The sequence below is a fragment of the Paraburkholderia sp. SIMBA_054 genome (assembly GCF_046534875.1).
In the GTDB taxonomy this organism is placed as follows: Bacteria; Pseudomonadota; Gammaproteobacteria; order Burkholderiales; family Burkholderiaceae; genus Paraburkholderia; species Paraburkholderia hospita.
Genome location: NZ_JAWRXV010000031.1, coordinates 39,787 through 54,790, shown reverse-complemented (window position 1 = coordinate 54,790; position 15,004 = coordinate 39,787). Strand labels below are relative to the sequence as shown.

The window sequence follows — 15,004 nt, the reverse complement described above, 5'->3', positions numbered from 1 at the left end:
CGCTATTCAGGCGCTATTGCGCCCGCAGTCCCGACAGCGTGACGCGAAGTCCCGGACTGCCTTCGTTGTTGTCGATGCTGAGCGTCGCCTGATGGCGTTGCGCGATTTTCAGCGCAATCGCGAGGCCCAGCCCGCTGCCATGTTCCTTGTTGCCCGCGCTGCGATAGAAGCGGTCGAACACGCGTTCGCGCTCCGCGTCCGGAATGCCGGGCCCGCTGTCCGACACGCATAGACCGATGCCGTCGCCGGTGCGCTTCAGGATCACATCCACCTTGCCGCCGCGTGGCGTATAGCGGATCGCGTTGTCGATCAGATTGTTGAGCAGCACCTCGATGCCCGCGGGCTCCGCGCTGACCTTGTATGCGTCGTCGGCATCGCGAGAAGGATTGAACTCCAGGCCGAGGTCGATCTGCCTCGCTTCGGCGAGCATCGAAAAGTCGCCTACGGCGCGCTCGCACAGACGGCGCAAGCTCACCGGCTCGAAATGCGCGCTGCGCTGCGCGTCTTCGCGCGCCATCGTCAGCAGTTGATGCACGAGATGGATCAGCCGGTTCAGGCGCCCTTCGATGCGCTCGAAAGTCTGTTTGCTGCCGACCAGCGAGCCGTCGCGCTCCGCCGCCTGCAATTGCAGCTTCAATGCGGCAAGCGGCGAGCGCAGTTCATGCGCGGCGTCGCCGACAAAGGTGCGTTGCGATTGCGACGCGACGTTCAGGCGATGCAGCAGATCATTGAGCGCATCGACGAGCGGCTTCAGTTCGACGGGCATGCGTCCGTCCAGGCGCAACGGATCGAGCGAATCGAACGAGCGGGTCGCGAGCGCGCGAGAGATGCTCCCGATCGGCGCAAGACCGCGGCCGACCACGAACAGCACGATCAGCACGATGACGGGAAGAAACAACGCGAGCGGCCACAGCGTGCGCAATGCGAGATGCCGCGCGAGATCTTCGCGCACGGACACGGGTTGCGCGACCTGCACGAAACGGTCGCCTTCCTGAACGCCGAAGACCCGCCAGTGATACTCGTCGCGCTCGATGGTGCGCAGGCCGGCTGGATAACGCGGCACGTCGAGGCCTTCGAGCGACTTGTACACGCTCTGCCCCGCGTCGTCCCACACTTCGATGAACAGGCGATCGTCGGCGAGGCCCGCGAAATCCGGCGTGCGCCGCGCGAGCGCGTTGCTGCTACCGACCGTCGCCGGCACGGAAAGCGCTACCGTGCGCAATTCGTAGTCGAACAGTTCGGTCGCTTCAATCCGCGCCGTATAGAAGATGCCGTACGCCGCGGTCAGCGCAGCGAGCGCGAGGCCGGCGATCAGCCAGCCGAGCAACCAGCGCCGGATCGACGTCATACGGGGCGCTTGAGCCGATAGCCGACGCCACGCACCGTCACGATCTGGTCGGCGCCGATCTTGCGCCGCAGGCTATGCACATGCACTTCGATCGTGTTGCTGCCCACTTCCTCGCCCCAGCCATACAACTTGTCTTCGAGTTCGGAGCGGGTGAATACGCGCGTCGGCTCTTCGATCAGCGCCTGCAGCAGGCTGAATTCGCGCGGCACGAGCGACAGCAATTCGCCCTTCAGCGTCGCTTCGTGTGCGGCCGGGTTCAAGCTCAGATCGCCGTGCGTGTACTCAGGATGGGCGTGCCCCGTGCGACGGCGCAGCAACGCGCGCACACGCGCCGCGAGTTCGTCGAGATCGAAGGGTTTGACGAGATAGTCGTCGGCGCCCGCGTCGAGCCCCGCAATGCGGTTCTCGACAGCGTCGCGCGCGGTGAGAATCATCACGGGCGCGCTGCCGCCGCTCCGCCGGTAGCGGTTGAGCACGTCGATGCCGTCTGCCTTCGGCAGGCCGAGATCGAGCAGCACCAGATCGTAGACATCGTGAGCCAGCGACAGCTCGGCTTCGCGCCCGTCGTGCGCCCAATCGATGGCATAGCCCGCGCCGCGCATCGTATCCACGACGGGCTCGCCAATCATGTCGTCATCTTCCACCAGCAGCAAACGCATCGCGCATTCTCTCCGTCGATCGCCTCCATTCTCCGAACCCGTAGCTTAGCGCGCCCTTAAGCGCCTCTTCATCGGGAAAGCGTTCATCCGCTCGCGCCGAGGCGCCTCGGTATTGCAGGCAGGCCCTCGCAGGCTTCGCATCGGCCGAAGATCACGAGGCTCGACGTCACGTAGTGAAAGTGCTGATCGGCGGCGATCTTTGCCTGCTGCTGTTCGAGGCCCGGATCGTACGCGTCCTGAATGCGGCCGCAGCGATTGCAGACGAGGTGATAGTGGCGCTGCCCGCGATTGAGTTCGTAGATGATGCGTGCATCGCCCAATGTCGCGCTCGAAATGAGGTCCGCCTCATGCAGCTGCGAGAGCGCGCGGTAGACGCTCGCCAGGCTGCAAGGCTCCGGCTCGCGCGACAGCTTGCGGTACACCTGATCGGCGGTGAAGTGCTCGTGCGGGAGCTCGTGGAAAAGCCTCAGCACGGATGCCCGGCTCGTCGTCGGGCGCAGGCCGGCCGCTTTTAGCGCAGCGTAGATCGCAATCATGTGGAGCCCCGTCCGGTAACGCAAAGCCTCTGTCGGGCTTCGCAACGGGCCATTCTGGCCGTGCGATCCTTAAGAATCGCTTATCGGGGCTTGTGAAGCGCGCGCAGCGCGCGTCCTGGTGCGCTTCGGCGCGCTTTGCGTGCGGCGCTCAGAGGAGCTCCAGGGTCCGCTCGTCCGGCTTGCCGCCGAAGTATCTGGCAAGCGCATCGGTGAACACCGGCTCGTCGGGCGCGGCTTTCGAAAACAGCGTCATCGACGAGTGGAACTTCAGGTAATCCGGGTAGCCGAAGATGGTCTCGATAGACCGGCCCTCGACTTCGTTGACGGCTCGCGTGACCTCCTTTAAACGGGGACCGAGCACCGGATGTTGCAAATACGCGACAGCTTCGGGTAGTGAGTTGATGGCAAATTTTTGGGCCATTTGACTCGTTCCGAGGCCCTGAAACTGGGGAAAGACGTACCACATCCAGTGGCTTTGCTTGCGCCCGTTGCGCAATTCCGCTAGCGCCCGCCCATAAATAGGTGCCTGAGCATCGACGAAGCGTCGAAGGTCGAATTTATCGTCCATCCCGTCCTCCGCAGTTCTGTTGCGTGCCGCAGCAAATGCATCCGGCATGCCCGCCAGCTCCCTACGAAAACCTTTCAAACCGGTCCTTGGGACCGTCAGCACGCCGCAAAAGGGTCTCCGATGCGGCATTGCGACACTATGTCTCACCTCTGATCGCGCAATAGTTCGTTCGCGTCAAAGTGCTGTACTGCAACACGTGTCTTTCGTATTATGCGAGCGCTTATAAAAGGAGCAAGGAAATGCATGCGTTCGTTCGTTTGTTTTTGTAGAGGGCCGCGATGACGAAAAAAATCGCGGGCCGGCTAGCCGGTCTCGTCTCAATTGCCCCAGCCCTCCTGCTTTCGGGGTGCAACAACCTCGAGCTGCTCGCGCCGAAAGGCCCCATCGGTGCCGCTGAGAAGTCGCTGATCGCGACCTCGACGTGGGCGATGCTGATCGTCGTGGTTCCTGTCATCTTCCTGACGCTGCTGTTCGCATGGCGCTATCGCGCAACGAACAAGTCCGCCGAATACCGTCCGAACTGGTCGCATTCGACGGCAATCGAAATCGCCGTCTGGACGATTCCCGCACTGATCATTCTGTTCCTCGCCGTCCTGACGTGGAAGAGCACGCATGAGCTCGACCCGTACAAGCCGCTCGAATCGAACGTGAAGCCGATCAACGTCGAAGTCGTCGCGCTCGACTGGAAGTGGCTGTTCATCTATCCGGATCTCGGCATCGCTTCCGTGAACCAGCTGGCGATTCCCGTGGGCACCCCGGTGAATTTCCGCATCACGTCGGACACGGTGATGAACTCGTTCTTCATCCCGCAACTGGGCGGCCAGATCTACGCGATGGCAGGCATGCAGACGCGTCTGCATCTGCTGGCTGAAGAAGCGGGCGACTACGCCGGCACTTCTGCCAACTTCAGCGGCAAGGGCTTCTCGGACATGAAGTTCCGCACGCTCGCTGAGTCGCAGCAAGACTTCGACGCATGGGTCGCGAAAGCACGCGCATCGACGGATCACCTCTCCATGGACCGCTACTACGCAGTGGCGAAGCCGGAAGAGAAGGCGTCTGTGTCGTACTTCTCGTCGGTCGATCCCAAGCTCTTCAACAACATTGTTGCCCGCTACAACAACGGTCACGTCATCGACAACATGAAGGACGTGAACTGTGCACCTAACGGGACCAAGGGGTAAGCATGTTCGGTAAATTAACCCTGGCGGACATTCCGTATCACGAGCCGATCATCGTCGTCGCCGGTATCGGGATGATTTTCGGCGCGCTGGCTGTGCTCGGCGCGATCACGTATTTCGGCAAGTGGCGCTACCTGTGGACCGAATGGCTCACGTCGGTCGACCACAAGAAGCTCGGCGTGATGTACATCGTCGTTGCGCTCATCATGCTGCTGCGCGGCTTCGCCGACGCGATCATGATGCGTACGCAGCTCGCGCTCGCGTATCACTCGCCCGGCTATCTGCCGCCGCACCACTACGATCAGGTCTTCACGGCGCACGGCGTCATCATGATCTTCTTCATGGCGATGGCCTTCATGGTCGGCCTGATGAACCTGATCGTGCCGCTGCAGATCGGCGCACGCGACGTCGCGTTCCCGTTCCTCAATTCGTTGAGCTTCTGGATGACGGCGATCAGCGCGATCCTGATCAACATCTCGCTGCTGATCGGCGAATTCGCGCAGACGGGCTGGCTCGCCTATCCGCCGCTGTCGGAGCTGCAGTTCAGCCCGGGCGTCGGGGTCGACTACTACCTGTGGAGCTTGCAGCTCTCGGGTATCGGCACCTTGCTGACGGGCGTGAACTTCTTCGCCACGATCATCAAGATGCGCGCGCCCGGCATGACGCTGATGAAGATGCCCGTGTTCACGTGGACAGCCCTGTGCACGAACGTGCTGATCATGGCGGCATTCCCGATCCTGACCGTCACGCTCGCGCTGCTTGGTCTCGACCGTTACCTCGGCATGCACTTCTTCACGAATGACGGCGGCGGCAACGCCATGCTGTACCTGAACCTGATCTGGGCATGGGGCCACCCTGAGGTCTACATCCTGATCCTGCCTGCGTTCGGCATCTTCTCGGAAGTCATCTCGACGTTCGCGCGCAAGCCGCTGTTCGGCTACAAGACGATGGTCTACGCAACCTGCGCGATCATGGTGCTGTCGTTCCTCGTGTGGCTGCACCACTTCTTCACGATGGGTTCGGGCGCCGACGTCAACGCGTTCTTCGGCATTGCGACGATGGTCATCGCCATCCCGACGGGCGTGAAGGTGTTCAACTGGCTGTTCACGATGTACAAGGGCCGCATCGAGTTCACGACGCCGGTGCTGTGGACGCTCGGCTTCATGGTCACGTTCACGATCGGCGGTATGACGGGCGTGATGATGGCGATTCCCGGCGCGGACTTCGTGCTGCACAACTCGCTGTTCCTGATCGCTCACTTCCACAACGTGATCATCGGCGGCGTGCTGTTCGGCTACCTCGCTGGCATGAACTTCTGGTTCCCGAAGGCGTTCGGCTTCAAGCTGAACGAGAAGCTCGGCAAGGCTGCGTTCTGGTTCTGGCAGATCGGCTTCTGGGTTGCGTTCACGCCGCTGTACGTGCTCGGCTTCATGGGCATGACGCGCCGTCTGAACCACTACGACAACCCGGCATGGCATCCGTGGCTGCTGGTCGCCGAACTCGGCGCCGTGCTGGTCGCGATCGGTATCGGCTGCCAGCTGCTGCAAATCGTCGTGTCGATCCGCGATCGCAACAAGCCGGAAAACCGCGACCTCACGGGCGATCCGTGGAATGGCCGTACGCTCGAATGGGCGACGACTTCGCCGCCGCAGATCTACAACTTCGCCACCGTCCCTGTCGTGCATGAGCTGGATGCATTCCACGACATGAAGGCACGCGGCAATGTCGAGAAGCCGGTGTACCGCGACATCCACATGCCGTCGAACACGAGCGCTGGTTTCTTCATCGGCGTGTTCAGCCTTGCGCTGGGCTTCGCGTTGACGTGGCACATCTGGTGGCTGGCTATCGCGGCCTTTATCGGCGCGATCGGTACGTGGATCGCACGCAGCTTCGATAACGACACCGACTACTACATCCCCGCTGAAACCGTTCGCCTGATGGAAGAACGTAACGGCGCTGGTTCGGGCGCGGCGATCGCCAAGCAACTGCCCGAAGCTGAGGAGATTGCCTGATGCTACAAAAAGCTATTGTTGCGGACCCGCATCATCACGACGCGGAACACGCACCGTCCAATTCGGTGTTCGGCTTCTGGCTGTATCTGATGACCGACTGCATTCTGTTCGCGGCGCTGTTCGCGACGTTTGCGGTGATGAGCCATCAGTTCGCGGGCGGTCCGAGCGGCAAGGATCTGTTCGAGATCCAGGGCGTGGCGATCGAAACGGCGATCCTGCTGTTCTCGAGTATCACGTACGGTTTCGCGATGCTCGGCGCGCACAAGAACAACAAGAGCACCACGTTGTTCTGGCTGGCTGTGACGTTCGTGCTGGGCGCGTCGTTCGTCGCGCTGGAAATCCGCGAGTTCTCGCACATGATCGCGGACGGCGCGGGTCCTGACCGCAGCGCGTTCCTGTCGGCGTTCTTCACGCTGGTCGGCACGCACGGCCTGCACGTCACGTCGGGTCTGGTGTGGATGCTGGTGATGATGATTCAGGTCGTGCGCGCGCCCGCTCTGGGCGAGCGCGAACTGCGCCGTCTGACGTGCCTGAGCCTCTTCTGGCACTTCTTGGACATCGTGTGGATCGGTGTTTTTTCGTTTGTCTATCTTGCGAGCGTGATCTAAATGAGCAGCCATTCTCACTCATCACATTCGGCGCACGGTGACGAAAGCCATGGCAGCTTCGGCAGCTACATGATCGGATTCGTGCTGTCCGTCATCCTGACGGCAGCCGCATTCGGCGTGGTGCTGGCGGGCTGGGCGACGGGCACGCAGGCGCTCTACGCGATTGCCGGCCTCGGCCTCGTGCAGATCGTCGTGCACCTGGTGTACTTCCTGCACATGAACACGTCGTCGGGTCAGCGCTGGAACGTGACCGCGTTCGCGTTCACGGTGCTGACGGCTGTTATCGTGATCGGCGGAACGCTGTGGGTCATGCATAACGTCAGCATGAACATGATGTCGCGCTAACCTTGCGTTAAGCGCACATCTTCGCGCCGGTTGCACATGCCTTAGCGTGCGGCCGGCGCGGCTTCCCTGCCCTGCTTCATCTGCGCATCAGTTGCGCGCCAGCATCTCTGTCGGACGGCCACGTCCTGTCACCAGACATCCCGACCTGAACGCATCGCCCTGACTGCTCGCGGCGGCGTCGCCAAACCCTCTGCCCAGCGCATCCAGCTTCACCTGTTCGGCACCTTGCGCGCAAGCGAACGTGCTGGCTTCCTGAGCCTGTGCATGCAGCAGCGCCCGATCGGCAACCAGGTAGGCCAAAACGGCGATAACAGCGATGTGGAAAACTTTTCTCATGGGTTCGTCTCCTCGCGACTTAAGCGTACAGCGAACAACGGTCGCTTAAATCTAGGGCAAGCCCTGTAAGCCGCCATTGCGCCTCATCGTGTGGAAGCGCTTCCAGTGCTGCTTCTTTGTGCAGCGCACTTCACCTGCGCAGGACCACCCATCAATGTCAATGCCGACTTTCGCAATAAATAAAAAACGCACTTGTGGCAGCGCAACATTATTATTTTGAGTTATCCTCGTTAACCCTGACCGTCATGCGTTTTGGTTACGCGTGTGCGCAAGCTGCGCGCCGTCCCGCGCCCTTCGGGGCCGTCCGTCGAAATGTCCATGTAAGGTTTTTTGATCCTTCGCCCCACGGGCGAGGGCCTGCTATTCGCGTTCAGGCGTTTCATCAAAGAGCAAATGCACCTCCCATCAGTCCTCGACCTCCTGATCTGGGTCCCCATCGTCGCCGGTATCGTCGTGCTGCTCGGCGGCTCTGACAGCGCGCAGAGCCGCACGCGCTGGCTTGCGCTGATCGGCGCAGCCGTCAGCATCCTGCCCGTCATTCCGCTGGTAGCGGGTTTCGATTCGTCGCTGTCGACGATGCAGTTCGAGCAGCAGTCCGCGTGGCTGCCCGAGTTCGGCATCTCGTATCACCTCGGGGTCGACGGCATTTCGCTGTGGTTCACCGTGCTGACGGCCGTGACGACGTTGATCATCGTGATCGCGTCGTGGGAATCGATCACCACGCGTGTTGCGCAGTACTACGGCGCGTTCCTGCTGCTGTCCGGCTGCATGCAAGGCGTGTTCACGTCGCTCGACGGCATGCTGTTCTTCGTGTTCTTCGAAGCGTCGCTGATTCCGCTGTATCTGCTGATCGGCACGTGGGGCGAAAAGCGCCGCGTCTACGCGGCGGTGCGTTTCTTCTTCTTTTCGCTGGTCGGCTCGCTGGCGATGCTCGCCGCGCTGATCTACCTCTGGGCGCACTCGCACACGTTCGACATCGCCACGTGGCGCACGCTGAAGCTCGACTTCATGCCGCAGATCATGGTGTTCATCGGCTTCATCGCGGCTTTCTCGGTGAAGGTGCCGATGTGGCCCGTGCACACGTGGCTGCCCGACGTCCACTCGGACGGCCCGACGGGCGCCGCCGTGCTGCTCGGCATGCTGAAGATGGGCGGCTACGGCCTGCTGCGCTTCGCGCTGCCCATCGTGCCGGACGCCTGTCACTTCTTCGCACCGGCGATGATCGCGCTGTCGCTGGTCGCGGTGATCTACGGCAGCCTGCTCGCGCTCGCGCAGACCGACATGCGCAAGCTGCTCGCCTATTCCGCCGTCGCGCACATGGGCCTCGTCACGCTCGGCCTGTTCACGTTCGACCGCATGGGCACGGAAGGCGCCGTCGTGCAGATGCTGTCGTACGGCATCGTGTCGGGCGCGATGCTGCTGTGCACGGGCATGCTGTTCGACCGCACGAAGAACGGCTCGATCGACGCCTACGGTGGCGTCGCCAACTCGATGCCCAAGCTCGCTACGTTCGCGATGCTGTTCTCGATGGCAAACGTCGGCCTGCCGGGCACGTCGGGTTTCGTCGGCGAGTTTCTGGTGCTGATGGGCGCGATCCGCTTCAACTTCTGGGTTGGCGCGACGGCTGCGCTGACGCTGATCCTGAGCGCCGCGTACACGCTGTGGATGTACAAGCGCGTGATGTTCGGCGCGATCAAGAACACGCGCGTGTCGAGCCTGCGCGATCTGGGCCGCCGCGAGTTCGTGCTGCTCGGTGCGATGGCCGTGCTGGTGCTGGCTATCGGCGTGCGTCCGAAGACGTTCACCGACGCGATCGGTCCGGCCACGGAAAACCTGGTTGCGCAAGCACAAGGCTCCGCGCTGCCGACGGACACGGGCGTCGCGTCGAACAACCGGCCGGCGGCTGTTTCGTCGCGTCTGCCGGGCTGATCTGCTTCAACCGCTAGCATTTGACGGGCGTCCATTGGACGCCCGTTTTCATTTGCGCTGGCGCATTTGCGCTGGCGCATTCGCGCTGACCGTTCGTTCGCAACGGTCACAGGCCCGTCGTCGCTTGATGCGGCATGCGCGTCACTCGATCCGTTTCGCCCAGCACGGCGGGCAAACCTGTCAAAGCGTCTGACCAGGGCAACCGCCACTCCTCGGCGCAATCGCAGACGATCGTCACGGTCGGTTTGCGGCACCGTTTCTGCACAGGCTATGGCTGAAGCAACGAAAAACGGCCTCGCATTGCTGCGAGGCCGTTTGCATGTCGCGCCTGAAAATCGGCACTTACCCGCCGCGCTTCTCCATAAAGCCGCCGAAGAACGCGCGCGCATTCGCTTCGAGGCTTTCCAGGTGATAGCCGCCTTCCTGCACGATCACGGAAGGCAACTTCAGCGAGCCGATCGCTTCGCCGAGCCGCCCAAAGCCTTCCGTCGTCACGGCCACCTGCGACTGCGGATCATCCTTGTAGATATCGAAGCCCAATGCGAGCACCAGCGCGTCGGGCTCGAAGCGCTTTAACACGCGCAGCGCATCGTCGAGCTTGTCGAAGAACACCGCTTCCGACGAACCGTGCGGCATCGGCAGATTGACGTTGAAGCCGTCGCCCGAACCCGCGCCGCGCTCTTCCTCATAACCCGCGACAACGGGATAAAAGTTGGTCGGATCGCCGTGAATGGAGATGTACAGCACGTCATCGCGTCCGTAGAAGATCTCCTGCACGCCCTGGCCGTGATGCATGTCGGTGTCGAGAATCGCGATGCGTTTGAAGCGGCTGCGCAACGACTGCGCAGCAATCGCGGCGTTGTTCAGATAGCAGAAGCCGCCCGCGGCATCTGCACGCGCGTGATGGCCCGGCGGCCGGCACAGCGCATACGTTTCGCGCGCGCCCGCGTTGACGGCCGACGACGCCGCCAACGCGCTTTGCGCCGACCAGTACGCGGCACGCCAGGTATTCGCGCCAACAGGGCAACTGCCGTCGGCGAGATAGCGCGCCGCCTTCGCGAGCACGCCGCGCAACGGATTCGGATCGCGCACGTAGATGTTCGACATCACTTCGTCGCCCCAATCGTCGGGCATCTTTTTCCAGTCGCGATGCGCCTCTTCGAGAAAGCGCAGATAGTTCATGTCGTGTACGGCGGCGATCGCGGCCGTACCGTGATCGGCCGGTTCGACGACATCGAAGTCCAGCGATTTCGCAGCAGCGACGAGCCGCGCAGCGCGCTCGGGCACTTCCTGCGGCTCGCGCATCTGTCCGCGCGACAGATAAGAGCGCGGATGATGCAGCAGTTGTTCGGGGTGGAAAAACGTCTTCATTGCTGGTCCTTTCTTATTGCGCGTCCGCAGTCGCCATCACGCCCGCGCGCGCGAGCACCGCATTGAGCAGCACGTTCGCGCCGCGCGTGACGTCGTCGGGCAGTGCGTCTTCGGCTTCGTTGTGCGACAGGCCGTCGACGCACGGAATGAACACCATCGCCGTCGGGCAATAGCGCGCAAGATGGATCGCATCGTGACCCGCGCCGCTGACGATGCGCTCGTTCGAATAGCCGAGTGCTTCGACCGCTTGCGCGACCAAATCAACGCACGCGGTATCGAACGGCGTCGCGGGGCTGCGCCAATATGTTTCGACGCGAAGCTGCACGCCGCGCGCTTGCGCAACACGCTCGAATGCCGCGCGCAGATCGCGCTCCATCGCATCGACTTCGCTGTCTTCGTGATGACGCAGATCGACGGTGAACGACACTTCGCCTGCAATCGTGTTGCGCGATGCGTTCCTGATGCCGACTTGCCCAATCGTTACGAGTCCGCGCGGCGCGTATCGTTCGACGATGCGTTCCAGCTCCGACGCCATCTGCGCGCTCGCGAAGTAAGCATCCTTGCGATACGGCATCGGCGTCGTGCCCGCATGCGCGGCCATGCCCGTCACCGTCACGTCGAGCCAGCGGATCGCCTGGCCGCCCGTCACCACGCCGATCGTCGTTCCGTTCGCTTCGAGCACAGGGCCCTGTTCGATGTGCGCTTCGAAATACGCATCGACGGCCTGGCCATTGACGGCGCGCGCGCCGCGATAACCGCTGTGTGTCAACGCATCCGCCAACGTGATGTTGTCCGCGTCTTTCTTCGCAAGCGCCTCGTCGAGCGCAGTAATGCCCGTGAACACCGCCGAGCCGAGCATCGCAGGCGTGAAGCGAGCGCCTTCCTCGTTGGTCCACGAAACGATTTCGATCGGCTTCTCCGTCACGATGTTCGCGTCGTTCAGCGCGCGCACCAGTTCGAGCGCGGCGAGCACGCCATAGACGCCATCGAAGCGCCCGCCTTCGGGCTGCGTGTCGAGATGGCTGCCGATCAGCACGGGCGCCGCATCCTTCTGCACGCCTTCGCGGCGCGCGAACAGATTGCCAATTTCGTCGACGCTCACCGTCATGCCCGCGTCGCGGCACCACGTCGCGAACAGATCGCGGCCACGCACGTCTTCATCGGTGAGTGCGAGACGCCGCACGCCGCCCTTCGGTGTCGCGCCGATTTGCGCCATGTCCATCAGGCTTCGCCAAAGGCGCGCGCCGTCGATTTGCAACAGGTCTTTCATGAGTCTTCCGGGTCGTTCAACGTGAGTTCGGTTCAGTGCGCGCCGACGGCTTCAGTCTGTTCCGCGTGGGTCGCGCGCCGTGCATCGAGTGCGACGATGCACACCAGCGAGATCCCTGCGAGGCACGTATAGAACACGGCGAGCGGCCACCATTGGCCCGTATAGCGATGCGCGAGCCACGTGCCGACCAGCGGCGTGAGACCGCCCGCCACCGCGCCGCACACCTGATACGCGAGCGAGATGCCCGAGTAGCGCACGCGCGTCGGGAATATGCCGCTGACGAAGCCCGCGATCACCGAGTAGAAGCTCGCCATGCAGATCACGGCGATCGCGATGCCGATCACCATCGGCACGGCCGAACCGCTTTGCACGAGCATGAACATCGGATACGGCGAGATCATCGCGAGCAACGCAGCGATCTTCAGGAAGCGCGCGCCGCCGATGCGTTCGGCCGTCCACGCAGCGAGCGGCTGCGACACGAACTGGATGATCGCGACGGCGAACAGGCAGTCGAGAATCAGCGAGCGCGTCACGCCGACATATTGCGTCGTGTACGCGATCATGAAGGTGTTGGTGAAGTACACGCCCGCAATGCCGATCGTATTCGCGCCGATGCACAGCAGCACGAGGCCCCACGCCGAACTGACCACTTCGGCGATGGGCAGCTTCGCCGTGCGGTTCGATTCCTTCACGCGCTGGAATTCCGGCGATTCGTTCACGCCGAGACGGATCACGATACCGACGATCAGCAGCACGGAACTCGCGAGAAACGGCAGACGCCAGCCCCACGACACGAAGTCCGCCTTGTCCATCGAGGTCACCGCGCGAAACGCGATCAGCGACAGGATCAGCCCCGCCGGACTGCCGAGTTGCGCAAACGACGCGAAGAACGTGCGGCGCCCTTGCGGCGCATGTTCGCCCGCCATCAGCACCGCACCGCCCCACTCGCCGCCGACGGCAATGCCCTGCACGACGCGCAGCAGCACGAGCAAAACAGGCGCGAGCATGCCGACCTTCGAATAGTCAGGCAGCAGGCCGACGCACACGGTCGCGACGCCCATCATCATCAGCGTCGTCATCAGCGCTTTCTTGCGGCCGATGCGGTCGCCGAGATGGCCGAACACGATGCCGCCCAGCGGCCGCGCGAAAAAGCCCACGGCAAACGTCGCAAACGACGCCATCGTGCTGACGAAGCGGTCGTTCGACGGAAAGTACAGCTCGCCGAATACGAGCGCGGCGGCCGTCGCGTAGATATAGAAGTCGTACCACTCGATCATCGTGCCGATGAACGCGGCCGTTGCGGCGCGTCCCGGCTGACGGGTGGTACTGATGGTTTGGGTCATGCTGGCTCCTGATGCACGTCTGACGTGGGTTGAACCCGTGGCATTGCGCGCGGTGTTGGGATGAGTGTGCCGCTCGTTTCTCAGAGCGGGCGCGCGCCACGGCATGTGTCATTTATCGGCGGCCAGAAAACATTAGTCAAATTTCGAGTTATTATTCGCCGCATAAATTCAACTTATAGTTGCCTTCGATGCGCACCGACATCGCCCGCTTTCTGAATGACCGGCTCGACTGGAATCTGTTGCGCACGTACCTCGTGATCATGCAGGAGCGCAGCCTGAGCCGCGCCGCCGCGCGCCTGCACGTCACGCAACCGGCCGTGAGCCAGGCGTTGCGGCGGCTCGAGGAAACGCTGGAGCGCAAGCTGATCGACCGCCGCGGCCCGTACTTCGCGCCGACCCAGGCGGGCGAAGAGGTCTATCGCATTGCGAGCGATATCTACGGCAATATCTCGCGGCTCGAAACCGAGATCGACGACCGCACCGAGGACATCAGCGGTTCGATTCGCCTGTTGACCATCAGCCGCATCGAGTCGCCCGTGTACGACGAGTTTCTTGCGGACTTTCATCGCGCGTATCCGCGCATCGACTTGCAGATCGAGGTGATGCGCTCGTCCGACATCATCTCGTCGCTGCTGCAAAAGACCGCGACTGCAGGACTCGGCCTGTGCCGCTCACCGCACGACAAGCTGGAAATGCGCTGCTTCCTGCGGCAACGCTATGCGATTTTCTGCGGGCGTCATCACCGGCTGTACGGCAAATCGCCACTGACGATGGAAGACCTGCTCGCCGAAAACTTCGTGTCGTTCACGAGCGACCAGATCGGTGACAGTCTTTCACCGCTCACGGTGTTTCGCGACCAGAAGGGCTTCACGGGGCGCATCGTCGCGTCGTCGCCGAGTCTCGACGAAGTGCGGCGGCTGATCTTCGCGGGCTTCGGCATCGGCTGCCTGCCCGAGCACATCGTGCGCGACGACATCGCGCAGCAGCGCCTGTGGCGCCTGCCGCCCGAAGAAGGACTCGTCGATGTCGACGTGCATCTGCTGTGGCATCGCGACCGCAAGATGAATGCGGCGGATCACGCGTTTCTCGACAGCATGGAGCGCTGCATGCGCCGCTATGCGCTGGCGGAACGGCTGGGTAAATGACTTCCGTGTGAAGCACCCGACTGGTGCGAACACGCGCGCGCAGATCGCGATCACGCTTCAACCTTGTGCACGAACCGCATGCGAAAAGCGCTGAACCCAAGTAAAGACGGCAATGGCATGCTTATCGCTTAGTAACGTGCAGGAGCCGGTGCAGCATCCGGTTTAGCAGTCACAATCTGGCAAATGGATGACTAGGGTTCCGGTCCGCATCGATGCAAACACATGCATTCGATACGCGACGCTGGTCCGAGAGTTGTCGACCTCGATGAGGTTACACGGCGGGATAAAAGCCCGGGAGAGAACGCGATGCGTCGCGCCGCTCCTGCCGTCGATAACCGTCCCTGCGAGGTCAACCT

Annotated in this window: 14 protein-coding genes and 1 riboswitch; of the genes, 6 read left to right on the top strand and 8 right to left on the bottom strand. The window is 62.5% G+C overall.

All coding sequences use genetic code 11. The features are described from left to right. Positions 1–13 precede the first annotated feature (13 nt). The 4 genes from SB822_RS31910 to SB822_RS31895 form a co-directional block, all read right to left on the bottom strand. Positions 14–1,348 (bottom strand): sensor histidine kinase, encoded by a 1,335-nt coding sequence (locus SB822_RS31910; protein WP_094298074.1) that lies wholly within the window; start codon positions 1,346–1,348, stop codon positions 14–16. Beyond that, positions 1,345–2,007, bottom strand: coding sequence for a response regulator (locus tag SB822_RS31905; RefSeq protein WP_007744003.1), 663 nt, complete (start codon positions 2,005–2,007; stop codon positions 1,345–1,347). Before SB822_RS31905 ends, SB822_RS31910 begins: the two co-directional genes overlap by 4 nt. Positions 2,008–2,090: 83 nt before the next feature. Beyond that, positions 2,091–2,543, bottom strand: coding sequence for a Fur family transcriptional regulator (locus SB822_RS31900; protein WP_007744002.1), 453 nt, complete (start codon positions 2,541–2,543; stop codon positions 2,091–2,093). A 148-nt stretch (positions 2,544–2,691) separates the two neighbouring features. Beyond that, positions 2,692–3,111 carry a DUF1810 domain-containing protein gene (locus tag SB822_RS31895; RefSeq protein WP_410856454.1) on the bottom strand — a complete coding sequence of 140 codons (420 nt, stop codon included), beginning with the start codon at positions 3,109–3,111 and terminating at the stop codon, positions 2,692–2,694. 278 nt (positions 3,112–3,389) lie between these two features. Between SB822_RS31895 and cyoA the strand changes: the two genes are divergently transcribed. Genes cyoA through cyoD form a run of 4 tightly spaced genes read left to right on the top strand, consistent with a single transcriptional unit; the run spans position 3,390 to position 7,254 of the window. After that, positions 3,390–4,292 carry a ubiquinol oxidase subunit II gene (cyoA, locus tag SB822_RS31890; RefSeq protein WP_007744000.1) on the top strand — a complete coding sequence of 301 codons (903 nt, stop codon included), beginning with the start codon at positions 3,390–3,392 and terminating at the stop codon, positions 4,290–4,292. A gap of 2 nt (positions 4,293–4,294) precedes the next feature. Further along, entirely contained in the window at positions 4,295–6,301 is a 2,007-nt protein-coding gene (gene cyoB / locus SB822_RS31885) for a cytochrome o ubiquinol oxidase subunit I (RefSeq protein WP_007743999.1), read from the top strand. Then, complete coding sequence (cyoC, locus tag SB822_RS31880; protein WP_007743998.1) at positions 6,301–6,909, top strand: cytochrome o ubiquinol oxidase subunit III; 609 nt, start codon at positions 6,301–6,303, stop codon at positions 6,907–6,909. Before cyoB ends, cyoC begins: the two co-directional genes overlap by 1 nt. Beyond that, entirely contained in the window at positions 6,910–7,254 is a 345-nt protein-coding gene (cyoD, locus tag SB822_RS31875; RefSeq protein WP_007743997.1) for a cytochrome o ubiquinol oxidase subunit IV, read from the top strand. A gap of 87 nt (positions 7,255–7,341) precedes the next feature. Here the strand turns inward: cyoD and SB822_RS31870 are convergent, their stop codons facing one another. Then, a complete protein-coding gene (locus tag SB822_RS31870) occupies positions 7,342–7,590 on the bottom strand; it encodes a hypothetical protein (protein ID WP_007586719.1) in 249 nt (82 codons plus the stop codon). Between the two features lie 393 nt (positions 7,591–7,983). Between SB822_RS31870 and SB822_RS31865 the strand changes: the two genes are divergently transcribed. Next, positions 7,984–9,519, top strand: coding sequence for a NuoM family protein (locus tag SB822_RS31865; RefSeq protein ID WP_007586720.1), 1,536 nt, complete (start codon positions 7,984–7,986; stop codon positions 9,517–9,519). 342 nt (positions 9,520–9,861) lie between these two features. Here the strand turns inward: SB822_RS31865 and SB822_RS31860 are convergent, their stop codons facing one another. Genes SB822_RS31860 through SB822_RS31850 form a run of 3 tightly spaced genes read right to left on the bottom strand, consistent with a single transcriptional unit; the run spans position 9,862 to position 13,503 of the window. After that, complete coding sequence (locus SB822_RS31860) at positions 9,862–10,890, bottom strand: histone deacetylase family protein (RefSeq protein ID WP_410856426.1); 1,029 nt, start codon at positions 10,888–10,890, stop codon at positions 9,862–9,864. A gap of 13 nt (positions 10,891–10,903) precedes the next feature. After that, positions 10,904–12,160, bottom strand: a complete 1,257-nt coding sequence (locus SB822_RS31855; RefSeq protein ID WP_410856425.1) for a Zn-dependent hydrolase — start codon at positions 12,158–12,160, stop codon at positions 10,904–10,906. A 32-nt stretch (positions 12,161–12,192) separates the two neighbouring features. Then, positions 12,193–13,503 (bottom strand): MFS transporter, encoded by a 1,311-nt coding sequence (locus tag SB822_RS31850; protein ID WP_410856424.1) that lies wholly within the window; start codon positions 13,501–13,503, stop codon positions 12,193–12,195. 188 nt (positions 13,504–13,691) lie between these two features. Between SB822_RS31850 and SB822_RS31845 the strand changes: the two genes are divergently transcribed. Beyond that, positions 13,692–14,648, top strand: a complete 957-nt coding sequence (locus tag SB822_RS31845; protein WP_007586726.1) for a LysR family transcriptional regulator — start codon at positions 13,692–13,694, stop codon at positions 14,646–14,648. Between the two features lie 180 nt (positions 14,649–14,828). Then, positions 14,829–14,948: riboswitch (guanidine-I (ykkC/yxkD leader) on the top strand. Positions 14,949–15,004: the final 56 nt, after the last annotated feature.